Below are 14436 nucleotides of genomic sequence, written 5' to 3'. Positions count from 1 at the left end.
GTTGTCATTCCCCCTGCCCGGCCTGACTTACTGGCCGGGCCCCCTGCCAACGCCGCGGACCATCGACATCGCCTGGGCCACGTTCTGGTTCAGCGAGCCACTGCTGGCCAGGGTCTGGCGGACGAGATCGATCTGCATGCGGTTGCTGACGGACTGGCCGTCGCTGGCGATCGCGATGCTCTGGCCGACGCTGCCGTTGCGGATCCACTGCTGGACCGCACCCACGCCCTGGATCTGCAGCTGCACGCTGGCGCTGTTGCCGTCACGCTGCGCCACGGCACTTACACCGCCCTGCTGCGCGGCGGCCTGCGGTGCGCTCTGTTCGGTGGTGGTGGTCGGCGCGCTGCCCTCGCGGACGTTCAACTGGGTGGCATTGCTGGCCACGTTGTTGTCGCCGGCTACCTGCACGCTCTGGGTCAGGCCCGCCACGTTCTGCAGGCCGCTGGAGTCGACGCTGCGCCCGGGTGTGACCGGCAGCGGTGCATCGGGGGCGGTCACGGTCACGCTGGGCGTGAAGCTGACCTTGGGCGTGGTGGCGTTGTGGCTGAAGTCCATGCCGAGCGTCAGTGCACTCTGCGCCGACTGGTTGCCGGCCTGCCACTGGGAAATCATGGTGACGCCGAACCAGGCCACGGCATTGCCGTTGACGGTGTAGCGGCCGCGCATGAGGTTCAGTTCCGGATCGGGGATCTCACTCAACCCCTTGCCGGGTCGTCCCTGTTCCTGTGCTTTCGGTGCATCGGCGGCCTGCGCCGGGGCGATTCCCAGCAGGGCAAGCAGCAGGGCACTGTGCGTCCAGATTGCGATATTCATGGTGCCTCCTAGAACAGATCGGCATGGGTGAAACCGAAATCCACCAGTTCCGCGTCGGTGATCGGTCCCTGCCGTGCATACAGCGAACGCGCACTGGGTCGTTCGCCAGGCTGCAGCAACACGGTGTTGCGATCGAAGTCGCTACCGACCACGACGAACACGGCGCGCGACGGCCATGCCTCGAGAAATTCATTGATGGGCAGGCTGCGGTTGCCCAGGATCGGGTCGGCCACATCCACCACGTCATCGCGGACCTGCTTGAGGACCACGAAATGGCGGAAGCCCCGCACATCCATCAACACCAGTCCGGGCACGCGCAGCGAGCGCAGGCGCTCTTCGTTGACGCGGTAACCGCGCCCGCGCATGCCCAGGGATTCCACGTAACGCTTGATGTCCAGCAGCGAGAAGCCCCGCTGGTGGACCAGTTGCGGGTCGGAGACCCCCATCATGCCTTCGATGACCGTGCCCTCGTCGGCGTCCAGGTGGTAGGCATAACGCAGGATCGTGGCCAGGGCGGCCGCACCGCAGCTGTAGTCGGTCTTCTGCCGCACCACGTTGCGGAAGCGGCGTTCCTGCATGCTCTCCACGCGTTGGGTAAACACCGCACCGTTGGGCAGCACGCCGCTGAAGGGGACGTCACCGGCGCGCGAAGCGCCCACCGGCAGCATCAACAGCGACAACGCGCAGCATACGGCTCGGGTCGACCACATCGGCATGGCTCCGGAAGAAGGAAGGAGCCCCTGCCCCAAAGGGGGAGGATGGAACAGGGGCTCCCGGGGAACCCGGCCATTGGCGGATGGCCGGGTTTGTTGCGCTCTACGTGTGTTGCTGGAAAAAGCGGACAGGCTTATTCGCCGCCACCCGGGGTCGGGGCACCGGTGGACGGCTGTGCCACGGCGAGGGCCAGGCTGTTGGCCTGCAGGTTGCCGGTACCGGCAGCCACGTTCACGCCGATGTTGCCGGTGGCGCCGCGGAACGCATCGCCGGACAGCGAGGCGTTGTTCTCGGCACGTTCCACCACCCAGCGGGTGGTCTGCACCGAGCCGCTCAGGCTGGCCTGCAGATCGGCATAGCCCACTTCACCGTAGGCCAGCACGCCGCGCTCGTCGGTATCGAAGGCAATGCCACCTGCACCCTCGTTGTACGGGTTGGCGGTTGCGCCCTGGGCCTGCGAATCCATGTCGATGTGCCCGGTCTGGTTGCCACTCGGATGGGTGTCACCACTCCAGGTATCCGGGTAGAAGTTTTCCTTCTGGTAGGCGTTGCCGCGACCGGCATAGGCGCCCAGACCAATGGCCGCCGTGCCGCCACGGACCGTGCCGCGCAGGGTGACCTGGGTGGTGTCATGCATGGCCTTCACGTAGCCCTCGTTGGACACGTCATTGCCGGTGGAGACCTGGTTCGAGCTGATGCTCGCGGTGGCCATGCGGGCGGTGGAGACCGACGCGGCCAGCGCGTTCTTCTGCTCGTTGTTGTTGCCCGCCGCACTATTCACGCCAATGTTGCCGCTGGCATCGCGGAAGGCATTGCCGCTGAGGCTGGAGTTGTTGACCACACCATCGTTGTACGTGGTGTTGCCCGAGCCGTACTGGTTCACGTACACCTGCGCATCGGACATGCCGAAGGTGAACGAGGCATCGGCGGCGGACAGCGAGGCGGCGTTGTCCTGGGCATTGTTGTCACCCGCGGCGGTGTTGAAGCCGAGGTTGCCCGAGGCGTCCTGCGCCACGTTCTCGCTGATCGACGAGTTGTTCTCCAGCAGCTTGTTGGAGCCCTCGTTGTCGGTGACCGACTGGCGGTTGTCGATGATGGCGATCGCGGCCGAGTCGACGTTCAGGTCACCCGACACGGTCGGACGGCCGCGGAACTGTACGTCCGCACCCACCTGCAGGTCGGACTCCAGGTTCACGTCCACGCCGTGGTTGTTCTTTTCCTTGCGCTCGTCGGCCTGGATGTTGCTGTTCTTCTGGACGTTTTCGTTGACCGAGACATTGCGCGTGTGGTTCACGTTGCTGGTGTCGTTGTAGGTCTTGGTCGTGGTCTTGGTGGTGGTGTCGCTGTCGGTGTTGGTTGTGCTGTTGTTGCGTACGCGGGTACGCGAATCCCAGTCGTTGCGGATGTTGGTGTCGATATCGGTGTCGATATTGGTGTTGATGTCGGTATCGACATCGGTATCGATGTTCGTGTTGATGTTGGTATCAACATCGGTGTTGAGGTTGGTGTTCGCGTTGGTGTTGAGGTTGGTGCGGGTTTCCCACACGTTGTGGATGTGGTTGATGAACGCACTTGCGTTCTGGTTGTCCTGTGCGGAGGCGGATGCGGTGGCCGCAACGGCGATGGCCAGCGCAAGTACCGTCTTGTTCATGGTGTTCATGGTGTCCTCTCTCTCTTCACGACAATCGGGTGGATGGAACTACTCACGGGGTGGACTGCACCGAGATGCCCAGTTGGTTGGCGGTGACGTTGCCGGTACCCGCGATCTGATTGAGTTGCAGAACCCCGTCGAAACCCTGCAGCGCGGTGTCCTCCACGGCGACACTGCGGGTTCCGACGGACCGACCACTGCTGGCGGTGCCCTGCCCCCCTGCTGACGCAAGCGCCCCTGACGCGGCCAAGGCCTCGTCGTTCGACTCGCGTATGCCCTGTTGCGCCAGCGTGGCGGTGACGACGTTGAGCGTCGCGTTGCCGGTTCCGCTGGCCTGATTGATCATGGCGACGCCGCTGGCACCCTGGAGTGCCTGCCCGCCGATGCTGGCGTTGGCGTCAAGCACGCCGTCGGCACGCACACGGTTGTTGTTGATGCGCTGGCGCGCATCGACGGTGATCTGCGCGTTGTCGCCGCTGGCGATGCCGAGCAGGTTGGCCTGCAGGTTGAGGTCGCCGGCGGCCATGTTGACCACCATGGCGCCGTCGGCGCCGCTCAGCGCACGGCCGTCCAGGCGGGTGTGGTTGAGGTAGGTGAGCATGGCGACGTAGTCGTCGGCCTGCTGCGCATACAGCGGCAGCGGCAGGACCCACAACAGCCCCAGCGACAGCAGACCGGCGGCGCGCTTCATTTGCCGGGCCCGCCTGCAGGCTGGCCGAGCGGGAACTGGGCCAGTGCGCCGCGCACCTGGTCGCCGATGCCGCGGGTGGCGTTGCCCACCGCGCCCATCGGGCCGCCGATGCTGCGGCCGAGCGAGCTGCCGGAGAGCACGCCGTTGTCGGTAACCTTGCCCAGACTGGTGCTGACGGTGTTGCCGGTGACGCGCTCGACGGTGGTCTGGTGATGCGCCATGCCGGCGCCGGTGTTGGACCCCAGCGATGCGTAGTCGTCGTCGCTCAGTTCGTCCATGCCCGTCGAGGTGCCGAGCGCACCGGCCACTTCACGCTTGGGCGAAGGATCGGCGATCAACGCCATGCCCGGAGGCGCAGGCCGGTAGGCAGGGCGTGCGGAGACGTCACGCAGCAGCACCATCTCACCGGGTTGGGCCTTGACCCCTTGCCGCGCACCGGAGGCCTGCACGGCGGCCGGCGCCATCACGGCAATCGCCAGCAGCCATGCCGCCGCGATCCCCTTGTTGCGTACACCAACGCTGTCCATTGCGAACTCCCGAGTACATGCGGAGGGGATGGAGCAGCAATCGTGCCAAGTTCGAAAGCGCCTGTTTCCGGGGCTTTCGTGCGCATGGGTGCGCCTCCGTGCAACGCAGGTGTTACACCCGCGTGCAGGTTCACACGACCTGAACACGGGCGAGCCACGTGCAGGAGCCGCGATAACATTGGCTTTACAGTTGGGTGTATCAGGGCTGTTACACCGCGCGATACAGGTGTCACAGCGCGCAGTCAGACAAACGAAGACGGGCCGGTTTCAGCCGGCCCGTTGCATGTGTACATAACCGTTGGGTCTAGGACGTGCGCTCGTCGCCTTCGTCCACGCCAAGATTGGTGGAGGGATTGTCGTAGACCTGGCGGTCGAGCAGCCCGGTTTCCTTCGCCACCAGCACCGGCACCAGCATCTGGCCGGTCACATTCGTCATCGTGCGCATCATGTCCAGGATGCGGTCGATCGCATACAGGTAGCCGATCGTTTCCAGCGGCAGGTTGGCTGCGCTCAGCACCACCGTGGCCATCACCACCGCCGTGCCCGGCACGCCGGCCGTGCCGAAGCTGCCCAGTACCGAGGCGATCAGCACCACCACGTACTGTTCGGGCGTGAGTGGCACACCGGTGTACTGCGCGATGAACACCGCGCACAACGCCGGGTAGATCGCCCCGCAACCGTCCATCTTGATGCTTGCACCCAGCGGCACCGCGAAGGACGCGTAGTCCTTGTTGACGCCCAGGTTGTGGGTGATCGAGCGCATCGCCGCCGGCATCGCCGCGAAGCTGGACGAACTGACAAAGGCCACCTGCATGCCCGGCGCGGCACCGCGGAAGAATTTCAGCGGGTTCAGCCCGTGCGCCAGCAGCAGGCCGCCGTAGACCACCACGATATGCAGCGCGCAGGCCACATACAGTGCCAGCACGAAGTTACCCAACGGCAGCAGCTTCTCGAAGCCGTAGCTGCCGACCAGCCCCGCGATCAGGCCGAAGGTACCCAGCGGCGTGATCTCCAGCACGAAGCGGGTGACCTGGATCATGATCTCGCTCATCTGCCCGGTGAGCTTGCGCGCCTCGGCGACCTTGTCGCCCAGCTTCACCATCGCAAAGCCGAGCAGGCCGGCGAAGAAGATCACCGGCAGGATCGAGCCCCGGCCGGCGGCCAGCACCGTCTCGCCGGCCGCGTTGACCCGGGTCCCGATCCCGCTGAGGGCGTAGAACACGTTAGACGGCACCACATCCATCAGCACCTTCACCACGCTGGGCACGTCGCGCGGCGTGTAGCCGTGGTCCATGCTCAGGCTCAGCGCGCCGGTGCCCGGCTGCATCACCGTGCCCACCGCCAGTCCGATACCCACCGCGAGCGCGGCGGTAATGATGAACCACAGGAAGGTGCGCCCGCCCAGCGCCGCCACCGACTTCTGGCCGTGCAACGAGGAAATCGCATTGATCACCGCGAAGAACACCAGCGGCACCGCGATCATCTTGATCAGCGTGACGTACAGATCGCCCAGTGGGCCGAACCAGACCTCGGCGGCGGGGCCGAGCAGCCAGCCGGCCAGCGCGCCGAGCACGAAGCCGCCGAGTACGCGCTGCCAGAACGGGATCCGCAGCCAGGCAGACACCAGCGTCATGAGCATTCCAGGGAGAGAGTGACAGCCCCTCACCTTAGCCCAAGCCGGCGGCCCGAACGAGACGCGCAGGGAAAATCAGCGTGTCATCGGCGTGCCTTGCGGCGTTCTGCATAATGAACGCCCGTTTCATTCATGAGATTCACGCCTTCATGTCCCGTTTCACGCCTCTTGTGGCGGCCGTTGCCACCACCCTGCTGCTCGGCGCCTGCGCCACGTCCGTCCCCAAGACCGGCGCCAACGCCGGCACCATTCAGGTCGATGTACCGGCGGTGGCCCATCCCGCCGGTGAAACCCCGCAGTGGTGGTACCGCAGTGGCGCCGCCCGCGCCGCCGGCAGCGGCGCAATGGACGGCCGGGCCAAGAACGTGATCCTGTTCCTGGGCGATGGCATGAGCCTCACCACCGTGGCCGCCGCGCGCATCTTCGAGGGCCAGCGCAACGGCAATCCGGGCGAAGAGAACCTGCTGTCGTGGGAGCGCTTCCCGGCTACCGCGTTCAGCAAGACCTACAACACCGACTCGCAGACCCCCGACTCGGCCGGCACCATGACCGCCATCACCACCGGGGTGAAGACCCACATGGGCGCCATCGGTGTCAGCGCCGGCAGCCGCAGCGACTGCGCCGACAGCCTGGGCAAGGGCCTGCTGACCTGGCTGCAGCTGGCCGACAGTGCCGGCATGGCCACCGGCGTGGTCACCACCGCACGCCTGACCCACGCCACGCCGGCGGCGACCTATGCGCACTCCCCGGAGCGCAACTGGGAAAACGACGCCGACCTGCCCGAAGCCGCCAAGGCGGCGGGCTGCAAGGACATCGCCCAGCAACTGCTCGACACCTCGCGCTACGGGCGCGGCCCGCTGGTCGCACTGGGCGGCGGACGCGCCCAGTTCACCACGGTGGAAGAGACCGATCCCGAGTACGACGACAAGGTCGGCCTGCGCCTGGACGGGCGCAGCCTGGTCGGTGAATGGAAGCAGGCGCACCCGCAGGGCGCCTACGTCTGGAACGCCAAACAGTTGCAGGCCGCGGCCAACGCGCCCGCCATCCTGGGCCTGTTCGAGCCGGACCACATGCGCTATGAAATCGAGCGCAAGGACGACCCCTCGGGCGAACCCAGCCTGGCCGAGCTGACCAAGGCGGCCATCGCCAATCTGGCCAAGCACCAGGAAGGCTATGTGCTGATGGTGGAAGGCGCGCGCATCGACCACGCCAACCACAGCGGCAATGCGTACCGCGCACTGAGCGATACGGTGGCGCTGTCCGACGCGGTGCGTGCGGCGGTCGAGGCCACCTCCGACCAGGACACGCTGATCATCGTCACCGCCGACCACTCGCACACGCTGAACTTCGTCGGCTACCCGGCGCGTGGCAACCCGATCCTGGGCAAGGTGAAGGACAAGGGCGGCGAAGACGGTGCGGGCGCGCTGGACCTGGCACGCGATGGCACGGGCCTGCCCTACACCACCCTCAGCTACGCCAATGGCCCCGGTTTCACCGGCGCCACCAACCAGCAGCCGGCGGGTCCCAAGACCTACCCGCACAACCCGACCAGTTTCGACCCGGCCACCGGCCGCCCGGACCTGACCCATGTGGACACCGAGCACCCCGATTACATGCAGGAAGCGCTGGTGCCGATGAAGAGCGAGAGCCATGGTGGCGAAGACGTCGGCATCTGGGCGCGCGGCCCGGGCAGCAAGGCGGTGCGCGGCACCATGGAACAGAACGCGATCTACCACATGATCGTGCAGGCCACCCCGCGCCTGCGCGAGCGGTTGTGCGAGGCCGGCACCTGCGACGCCAAGGGCGTGCCGGTGGAACTGCCTACGCCCAAGGCGTTCGAGCGCAAGGCCGCAGGCAACTGATGTCGCCGGCACACCTGCGTGGGGTGCATCCATCGCGGTGGATGTGGTTCGGCGTACTGGCGGCAGTGCTGCTGCCGGCGTTGGGATCTGCCCAGGCGCCGGCCTGCCAGCGGCTTACCGAGGAATACGGGTTGCAGCCGCTGGCCGGCTGCCACCTCGACCAGGGCCGGCCGGTGCTCGATGCCGCGGCGTTGGCCCGGCTCGATTACGATCCGCACGGACTGGCCGCGGTGTACGCGGCCGACAGCTTCCACTATGTGACCCGCCAGGGACGCACCCAGGCGGTCATCACCTGGGACAACGGGCCGGACTACCTGGAAGAAGGCCTGCTGCGCGGCCGCGTGGGACCGCGCATCGCCTATTTCAATGCCGCGCTGGAGCAGGCGGTGCCGGGCACCTTCGATTTCGGTTGGCCGTTCGCCGACGGCGTCGCCCAGGTCTGCAATGGCTGCCGCCCCGGAACGCCGGATGGAGACGGGCACACCCCGATAGAAGGCGGCGAGTGGTTTGATATCGACCGACACGGCCGCCGCGTTCCCGACACGGCCAGCCCGTGAACTCCGGTGATGGCGGCCCGTGCCGCCAGGGCCGATACTGCCGCTCTGCCTCACTGCTCCCACTCAATGTCCACTGCCCTGCCGCCCGCGCCTGACCTGCCCACCCCTGTGCTGGTGGGCTTCAGTGGTGGGCTGGATTCAACGGTCCTGCTGCACTGGTTGGCCCAGTCCGCCGTGCAACGCGCGGCGGGGCTGCATGCGGTGCATGTGCACCACGGTCTGCAGGCCGATGCCGATCGCTGGGCCGCACACTGCGAAGCCGTCTGTGCGGCGTGGTCGATCCCATTGCAGGTGGTCCGGGTAGCGGTGCCGCGCGACAGCGGCACGGGGCTGGAGGCCGCCGCCCGGCATGTCCGCCGCGAGGCGTTCGCACGGGTGCTGCGTGACGGCGAGCACCTGGCACTGGCACACCATCGCGACGACCAGGCCGAGACCTTCCTGCTGCGCGCCCTGCGCGGCTCGGGCGTGGATGGGCTGGCCGCCATCCGCGCGCATGCGCCGTTCGCGGCCGGGTCGATCTGGCGGCCGCTGCTGCAGTTGCCGCGCGGCGATCTGATCGCGCATGCCGAGGCGCACGGGCTGCAGTGGATCGAAGACCCCAGCAATGCCAGCGATGCGGCCGACCGCAATTTCCTCCGCCTGCGCGTGCTGCCACTGCTGCAGGAACGCTGGCCGCAGGCGGATGCGGCGTTCGCGCGCAGCGCCGAATTGAGTGCGCAGGCGCAGCGCCTGCTCGATGCTTCCGACCACGACGCGCTGCGACGCTGCACGGTCTCGCCCGGCGTGCTCGACTGCGCGAAGCTGCAACGGCAACCGCGCGAACGGCGTGCGCGGCTGCTGCGGCAATGGGTGCGCAGCGCGGGGCAGCCGCCGCTGCCGGCGGCGGGGGTGCACGCGATCGAACGCGAGCTGTTGCCGGCCTCCCACGACGCCGACGCACAGTTCGCCTGGCAGGGCGTGCGCATCCGCCGCTGGCGCGGGGAGCTGTACCTGCTGCCGATGGCCCTGGCACTGCCGCTGGACTGGAGCGTGCACTGGGATGGGGCCAGCCCGCTGGAACTTCCCGACGGCGGCGAGCTGGCGCTGGTCGGCAGCAAGCGGCTGGGTGAACCGGTCCAGGTCAGCGCGCGTCGGGGTGGCGAGCGCATCCAGCTGCCCGGCCGCAGTCATTCCCACGCGCTGAAGGACCTGCTGCAGCAGACCGGGCTGCCGCCCTGGCAGCGCCGCCAGCTGCCGTTGCTGTACGCGGGGGAGACACTGCTGGCCGCCGGCGACCGGGTGATTGCCGCGCCGTTGCAGCAGTGGCTGGATGAACACAGTGCGCGCCTGCGCTGGACGCCGGGCGCGGCGTGAATTGACCCTTCAGTGCTGGCGCATCACACTTGCCGCATGTCGAAAAAAACCCCCACTGATGCCTCCCCGGTCGCCCACTTCGAGCAGTCGCTGGAAGAACTGGAGCAGCTGGTGGAGAAGATGGAAACCGGCGAAATGAGCCTGGAGCAGTCGCTGAGCGCCTACGAGCGCGGCGTCGGCCTGTACCGCCAGTGCCAGCAGGCGCTGGAACAGGCCGAACTGCGCGTGCGCCTGCTCAGCGACCCGGCCCGCCCGGAAGCCGCCGAGCCCTTCGACCCGCCCGGCCATGACGGTTGAAGCCACGTTCGCGCGTTGGCGCGACCGCATTGAAAGCCAGCTCGACGCCAGCCTGCCTTCCCCTGACCACGCGCCGCAGCGCCTGCACCAGGCGATGCGTTATGCGGTGCTGGGCGGCGGCAAGCGGATGCGCCCGCTGCTGGTCTATGCCAGCGGGCAGATCTTCGGCGCCGACGAGAATGCGCTGGATGCACCGGCAATGGCGGTGGAGCTGATCCACGCCTATTCGCTGGTCCACGACGACCTGCCGGCGATGGACGACGATGCGCTGCGCCGTGGTCGCCCGACCACGCATATCGCGTTCGACGAGGCCACGGCGATCCTCGCCGGCGACGCGCTGCAGACCCGCGCCTTCGGCCTGCTGGCCGACGCGGCGCTGCCGGCGCTGCTGCGCGTGCATTGCCTGCAGACCCTCACCCACGCCTCGGGCGCGGCGGGCATGTGCGGCGGCCAGGCGCTGGACATCGATGCCACCGGCCACGCGCAACCGCTGGCAGACCTGCAGCGCATGCACGCGCTGAAGACCGGCGCGCTGATCCGCGCGGCGGTGCGCATGGGCGCGCTGTGTGGCGAGGCGTCGCACGAAGACGTGCTGCAGCTGGACGATTTCGCCACGGCACTGGGCCTGGCCTTCCAGGTGCGCGATGACATCCTGGACGTGGAAGCCAGCTCCGAGCAGCTGGGCAAGACGGCCGGCAAGGACCAGGCACAGGCCAAGTCCACCTTCCCGGCGTTGCTGGGCATGGATGGTGCCAAAGCGGAACTGGCAGCGCTGAGCGAGCGCATGCACCACAGCCTGTCCGGTTACGACGAACGTGCCGATGCCTTGCGCGCGTTGGGTCGTTTGGCGGTGGAGCGAAACCACTAACGTCCAAAGCTTTGGTCTGTGGGCGCCTCTGTTTTGGGCCGGGGGGGGGGGGGGGGGGGGGGGGGGGGGGGGGGGGGGGGGGGGGGGGGGGGGGGGGGGGGGGGGGGGCGGGGGGGGGGGCGCGCCCCCCCCCCCCCCCCCCCCCCCCCCCCCCCCCCCCCCCCACCCCCCCCCCCCCCCCCCGCCCCCCCCCCCCGCCCCCCCCGCCCCCCCCCCCCCCCCCCCCCCGCCCCCCCCCCCCCCCCCCCCCCCACCCCCGCCGACCCTTCGACAGCTGGTCGGTGCTCAAAGGAAACGCGGTAGCTACCGACCGTTGGTCGGTACCGCAGCCACGCATGGCGTGGCTCTACGCCAGCGCGCGATGCGCGCGTGCGAATACGAAGACGCGCGGATGCGCAGCCCGGTTGGGACCCAACGAATGCCGGGAGGGTTCGGTACCGCAGCCACGCATGGCGTGGCTCTACGTCAGCGCGCGTGCGCGGCGGGAAGATGCGCACGGTGCGAACGCACGGATGCATGGATGCATGGATGCATACGGTGCCCATACGCGGATACGCGGATACGCGGCGGTAGGATCGGTTCCCAAACGATTGCCGACCATGCCCATCGCCCCCTTAACGCATGATCTGAAACGAAGAAGATGCAGTTGCCGACCAACGGTCGGCGCTTCCGCTTTTCGCTTGATCACCGACCCACTGTCGAAGGGCAGGCGGGGGTGGGTTTGCGGGACTGTAGAAAACATGGATGTTTTCTACAAGCCTCCACGGATGGATTCACGGCGTGTCCCGCAAACCCACCGCCGCCTGCCCAACACGGACACATTCGCAGACCAAGGCTTCGGCTTCGGCTTCGGCTTCGGCTTCGGCTTCGGCTTCGGCTTCGGCTTCGGCTTCGGCTTAGAGCTTAAAAAAAAACGCCCGGCATTGCCGGGCGTTTTTGCATTCCTGCAGAACAGGAATTACTTGATCAGGCGCAGGGTGAACGGGTAACGGTAGGCTTCACCGTTGTTGGCCTTCACTGCGGCAATGATGCAGAACACGATGTTGAGAATGCCGACCAGCGGGGCCAGCAGGCCGCCGATGATCACGATCATCAGAATGAAGCAGATGATCATCGCCAGCGTGATGGTGATCTGGAAGTTCAGCGCTTCCTTGGCCTGGTCAATGACGAAGCCCTTGCTGCTGTCGTCCTTGCTGATCAGCCAGATGATGAGCGGGCCGATGAACCAGGTGAAGATGCCGAGCAGGTGCGCGGCAAGCGCCATCGTGCGCTGGTCGCTGGGAACCGGGCCGGCGCTGGTCGGCGGCGGCGGCGGGGCGGTAATGTTGTCGAACTCGCTCACGTGAAACTCCTTGTCCAGTGTATGGGTGGTGCATGGCAGGCTCCCCGCCTGCCGAGGCAGCTGGAATAGGATACGTCAATCGTTACCGGCAACGGTCATTCGTCCCACCAGGATCGAGCCGACCCGCACATGCGAGCGCGGGTCGATGTCGCTGCCCACCGCCTCGATGCTGGCGAACATCTCCTTCAGATTGCCGGCAATCGTGATCCCGTCCACCGGGTACTGGATCTCGCCGTTCTCGACCCGGAACCCGCCGGCGCCGCGCGAATAGTCGCCCGTGATGCCGTTGACCCCCTGCCCCATCAGCTCCGTCACAAGCAGGCCTTCGCCCATCTGCCGCGCCATCGAGGCCAGGTCGCCCGCATTGGGCTTCACCAGCAGGTTGTGCACCCCACCGGCATTGCCCGTGGTCACCAGGCCCAGCTTGCGCGCGGAATAGCTGCCCAGCACATAGCGCTGCAGCACCCCGGCCTCGATCAGCGCCGAATTGCGGGTGGCCACCCCGTCGCCGTCGAACGCGCTCGAGCGCAGGCCCCGGCGCAGCAGCGGCTGCTCCTCCACCGCGAACCAGTCCGGGAACAGCTGCGTGCCCACACTGTCCAGCAGGAAACTGGCGCGGCGGTACAGCGCCCCGCCCGATACCGCACCCAGCAGGTGGCCGATCAGCGAGCGCGCCACTTCCGGCGCGTACAGCACCGGCATCTGCGCCGTGGCCATCGAACGCGGCTGCAGGCGGGCCAGCGTGCGTTCGGCCGCGCGGCGGCCGATCGACGCCGGGTCTTCCAGGTCCTCGCGGGCCAGCGCGCTGCTGTACCAGCCATCGCGCTGCATCCCGTCGCCCTGCCCCGCGATCAGCGCACAGCCGACCGAATGGTGGCTGCTGCGATCGCGGCCGATGAACCCATGCGAATTCGCATATACCGACAGGCTGGTGGCCGTGGCCGCCGAGGCCCCGTCCGAATTGCTGATGCGCGGGTCGGCCTCGCGCCCGGCCGTTTCACAGGCCAATGCCAGGTCCACCGCCTGCTCGGCCTGCAGCGCCCACGGGTGCCAGCCGTCCAGGTCCGGGAACTCCCGGGCCATCAACGCCGGGTCGGCCAGACCGGCGGCCTCGTCGTCCTCGGTATGCCGCGCGATCGCACAGGCCTGCGCCACCGTGGACTCCAGGCTGGCCGCCTGCAGGTCCGCCGTGCTGGCGCTGCCCTTGCGCTGGCCGAAATAGACTGTCACCGCGATTCCGCGGTCGCGGGTGGATTCCACCGTCTCGACCTCGCCCAGGCGCACATTCACGTCCAGGCCGCGCTCTTCACTGCAGCTCACTTCGGCCTGGGTGGCGCCCAGCGCCCGGGCCCGGGCCAGCAGCTGCTGGGAGATGTCGGCCAGCTGTTCCAGCCGCTGCAGGCTGTCATCGGCGGCAGTGGCTTCAGGGGAGATCACGTTCAATGCTTTATCCTGTACGGGTGAGTGCCTGGCGCAACGCGGGGCACAGTTTACGGATGTGGAAAGAAGACGATGCGCGGACGCGACGAAGAAACCGGTGAATTCCTAGACATCAGCCGCAGCCAGAACCGGCGCGACGCGCTGGACGTGCTGGCCCTGGGCGAAAAGCTGGTGGCCCTGACCCCGGCCCAGCTGGCCCGCGTGCCGGTGCCGGAAGACCTGCTGCCGCATATCGCCGAAGCCAAGCGGATCACCGCGCATATCGCCCACAAGCGCCAGCTGGCGTTCCTGGCCAAGCACATGCGCCGCGAAGACGACGCCGTGCTGGACGCGATCCGCGATGCGCTCGACGTCAACAGCGAAACCTCGCGCCGTGAAGTGGCCGCCCTGCACCGCGCCGAAGACTGGCGCGAGCGCCTGCTCAAGGACGGCGACACCGCGCTGAGCGCGCTGCTGGAGGAGTACCCGCACGCCGACCGCCAGCAGCTGCGCACGCTGCTGCGCAACGCCCAGGCCGAGAAGGCCAAGAACAAGCCGCCGCGCGCGTTCCGCGAGATCTACCAGGTGCTGCGCGCCCTGCTGCTGCCGGCCGCGCTGGGCCTGGATGCGGTTGCGACCGACGACGACGCCGACGACGCGGACCAGGACCGCGACGACGACAACGCCGACGATTGAGGGGCGGCTGGCC

The 14436-nt window shown here is 67.8% G+C and carries 15 protein-coding genes; 7 read left to right on the top strand and 8 right to left on the bottom strand.

Translation table 11 applies throughout. The features are described from left to right. Positions 1-27: 27 nt before the first annotated feature. The 6 genes from ACOZHM_RS13865 to ACOZHM_RS13840 all read right to left on the bottom strand — a co-directional run bounded on the left by ACOZHM_RS13865 (position 28) and on the right by ACOZHM_RS13840 (position 6029). A complete protein-coding gene (locus ACOZHM_RS13865; protein WP_421569902.1) occupies positions 28-813 on the bottom strand; it encodes a hypothetical protein in 786 nt (261 codons plus the stop codon). 8 nt (positions 814-821) lie between these two features. Next, entirely contained in the window at positions 822-1523 is a 702-nt protein-coding gene (locus ACOZHM_RS13860; protein ID WP_421569901.1) for a C39 family peptidase, read from the bottom strand. A gap of 137 nt (positions 1524-1660) precedes the next feature. Beyond that, on the bottom strand, positions 1661-3187 hold the full coding sequence (locus ACOZHM_RS13855; protein WP_421569900.1) for an adhesin: 1527 nt from the start codon (positions 3185-3187) through the stop codon (positions 1661-1663). Between the two features lie 43 nt (positions 3188-3230). Continuing rightward, positions 3231-3869, bottom strand: a complete 639-nt coding sequence (locus ACOZHM_RS13850; protein ID WP_421569899.1) for a hypothetical protein — start codon at positions 3867-3869, stop codon at positions 3231-3233. After that, a complete protein-coding gene (locus tag ACOZHM_RS13845; protein ID WP_421569898.1) occupies positions 3866-4396 on the bottom strand; it encodes a hypothetical protein in 531 nt (176 codons plus the stop codon). Before ACOZHM_RS13845 ends, ACOZHM_RS13850 begins: the two co-directional genes overlap by 4 nt. Before the next feature lie 304 nt (positions 4397-4700). Then, positions 4701-6029 (bottom strand): dicarboxylate/amino acid:cation symporter, encoded by a 1329-nt coding sequence (locus ACOZHM_RS13840; RefSeq protein ID WP_421569897.1) that lies wholly within the window; start codon positions 6027-6029, stop codon positions 4701-4703. 149 nt (positions 6030-6178) lie between these two features. Here ACOZHM_RS13840 and ACOZHM_RS13835 point away from each other — a divergent pair, with 149 nt between their 5' ends. The 6 genes from ACOZHM_RS13835 (at position 6179) to ACOZHM_RS13810 (ending at position 11955) form a co-directional block, all read left to right on the top strand. Beyond that, complete coding sequence (locus ACOZHM_RS13835) at positions 6179-7891, top strand: alkaline phosphatase (protein ID WP_421569896.1); 1713 nt, start codon at positions 6179-6181, stop codon at positions 7889-7891. Next, a complete protein-coding gene (locus tag ACOZHM_RS13830; RefSeq protein ID WP_421569895.1) occupies positions 7891-8448 on the top strand; it encodes a WG repeat-containing protein in 558 nt (185 codons plus the stop codon). The genes ACOZHM_RS13835 and ACOZHM_RS13830 overlap by 1 nt, the downstream gene beginning before the upstream one ends. Positions 8449-8514: 66 nt before the next feature. Next, a complete protein-coding gene (gene tilS / locus ACOZHM_RS13825; RefSeq protein WP_421569894.1) occupies positions 8515-9801 on the top strand; it encodes a tRNA lysidine(34) synthetase TilS in 1287 nt (428 codons plus the stop codon). A 36-nt stretch (positions 9802-9837) separates the two neighbouring features. Then, positions 9838-10098 carry an exodeoxyribonuclease VII small subunit gene (locus tag ACOZHM_RS13820; protein WP_421569893.1) on the top strand — a complete coding sequence of 87 codons (261 nt, stop codon included), beginning with the start codon at positions 9838-9840 and terminating at the stop codon, positions 10096-10098. After that, positions 10088-10966, top strand: a complete 879-nt coding sequence (locus ACOZHM_RS13815) for a polyprenyl synthetase family protein (protein ID WP_421569892.1) — start codon at positions 10088-10090, stop codon at positions 10964-10966. Before ACOZHM_RS13820 ends, ACOZHM_RS13815 begins: the two co-directional genes overlap by 11 nt. A 740-nt stretch (positions 10967-11706) precedes the next feature. After that, a complete protein-coding gene (locus ACOZHM_RS13810) occupies positions 11707-11955 on the top strand; it encodes a hypothetical protein (protein ID WP_421569891.1) in 249 nt (82 codons plus the stop codon). Here the strand turns inward: ACOZHM_RS13810 and ACOZHM_RS13805 are convergent. Together ACOZHM_RS13805 and pmbA are read right to left on the bottom strand one after the other, a co-directional pair. Then, positions 11925-12308: a DUF4870 domain-containing protein gene (locus tag ACOZHM_RS13805; protein ID WP_421569890.1), complete on the bottom strand. Its 384-nt coding sequence runs from the start codon at positions 12306-12308 to the stop codon at positions 11925-11927. The genes ACOZHM_RS13810 and ACOZHM_RS13805 overlap by 31 nt on opposite strands. 75 nt (positions 12309-12383) lie before the next feature. Then, positions 12384-13751, bottom strand: a complete 1368-nt coding sequence (gene pmbA / locus ACOZHM_RS13800; RefSeq protein WP_421569889.1) for a metalloprotease PmbA — start codon at positions 13749-13751, stop codon at positions 12384-12386. Positions 13752-13820: 69 nt separating this feature from the next. Between pmbA and yjgA the strand changes: the two genes are divergently transcribed. Then, on the top strand, positions 13821-14423 hold the full coding sequence (gene yjgA / locus ACOZHM_RS13795; RefSeq protein ID WP_421569888.1) for a ribosome biogenesis factor YjgA: 603 nt from the start codon (positions 13821-13823) through the stop codon (positions 14421-14423). The last annotated feature ends 13 nt before the right edge of the window (positions 14424-14436 follow it).

This window comes from Stenotrophomonas sp. PD6 (assembly GCF_049199305.1).
Lineage (GTDB): Bacteria > Pseudomonadota > Gammaproteobacteria > Xanthomonadales > Xanthomonadaceae > Stenotrophomonas.
The sequence above is the reverse complement of the archived record's forward strand: the minus strand, read 5'-3'. Positions and strand labels throughout refer to the sequence as shown.

Coding starts and splice junctions, on each gene's coding strand:
- ACOZHM_RS13865 (WP_421569902.1), bottom strand. CDS start 813: ATGAATATCGCAATCTGGACGCACAGTGCCCTGCTGCTTGCCCTGCTG.
- ACOZHM_RS13860 (WP_421569901.1), bottom strand. CDS start 1,523: ATGTGGTCGACCCGAGCCGTATGCTGCGCGTTGTCGCTGTTGATGCTG.
- ACOZHM_RS13855 (WP_421569900.1), bottom strand. CDS start 3,187: ATGAACACCATGAACAAGACGGTACTTGCGCTGGCCATCGCCGTTGCG.
- ACOZHM_RS13850 (WP_421569899.1), bottom strand. CDS start 3,869: ATGAAGCGCGCCGCCGGTCTGCTGTCGCTGGGGCTGTTGTGGGTCCTG.
- ACOZHM_RS13845 (WP_421569898.1), bottom strand. CDS start 4,396: ATGGACAGCGTTGGTGTACGCAACAAGGGGATCGCGGCGGCATGGCTG.
- ACOZHM_RS13840 (WP_421569897.1), bottom strand. CDS start 6,029: ATGACGCTGGTGTCTGCCTGGCTGCGGATCCCGTTCTGGCAGCGCGTA.
- ACOZHM_RS13835 (WP_421569896.1), top strand. CDS start 6,179: ATGTCCCGTTTCACGCCTCTTGTGGCGGCCGTTGCCACCACCCTGCTG.
- ACOZHM_RS13830 (WP_421569895.1), top strand. CDS start 7,891: ATGTCGCCGGCACACCTGCGTGGGGTGCATCCATCGCGGTGGATGTGG.
- tilS (WP_421569894.1), top strand. CDS start 8,515: ATGTCCACTGCCCTGCCGCCCGCGCCTGACCTGCCCACCCCTGTGCTG.
- ACOZHM_RS13820 (WP_421569893.1), top strand. CDS start 9,838: ATGTCGAAAAAAACCCCCACTGATGCCTCCCCGGTCGCCCACTTCGAG.
- ACOZHM_RS13815 (WP_421569892.1), top strand. CDS start 10,088: ATGACGGTTGAAGCCACGTTCGCGCGTTGGCGCGACCGCATTGAAAGC.
- ACOZHM_RS13810 (WP_421569891.1), top strand. CDS start 11,707: ATGGATGTTTTCTACAAGCCTCCACGGATGGATTCACGGCGTGTCCCG.
- yjgA (WP_421569888.1), top strand. CDS start 13,821: ATGCGCGGACGCGACGAAGAAACCGGTGAATTCCTAGACATCAGCCGC.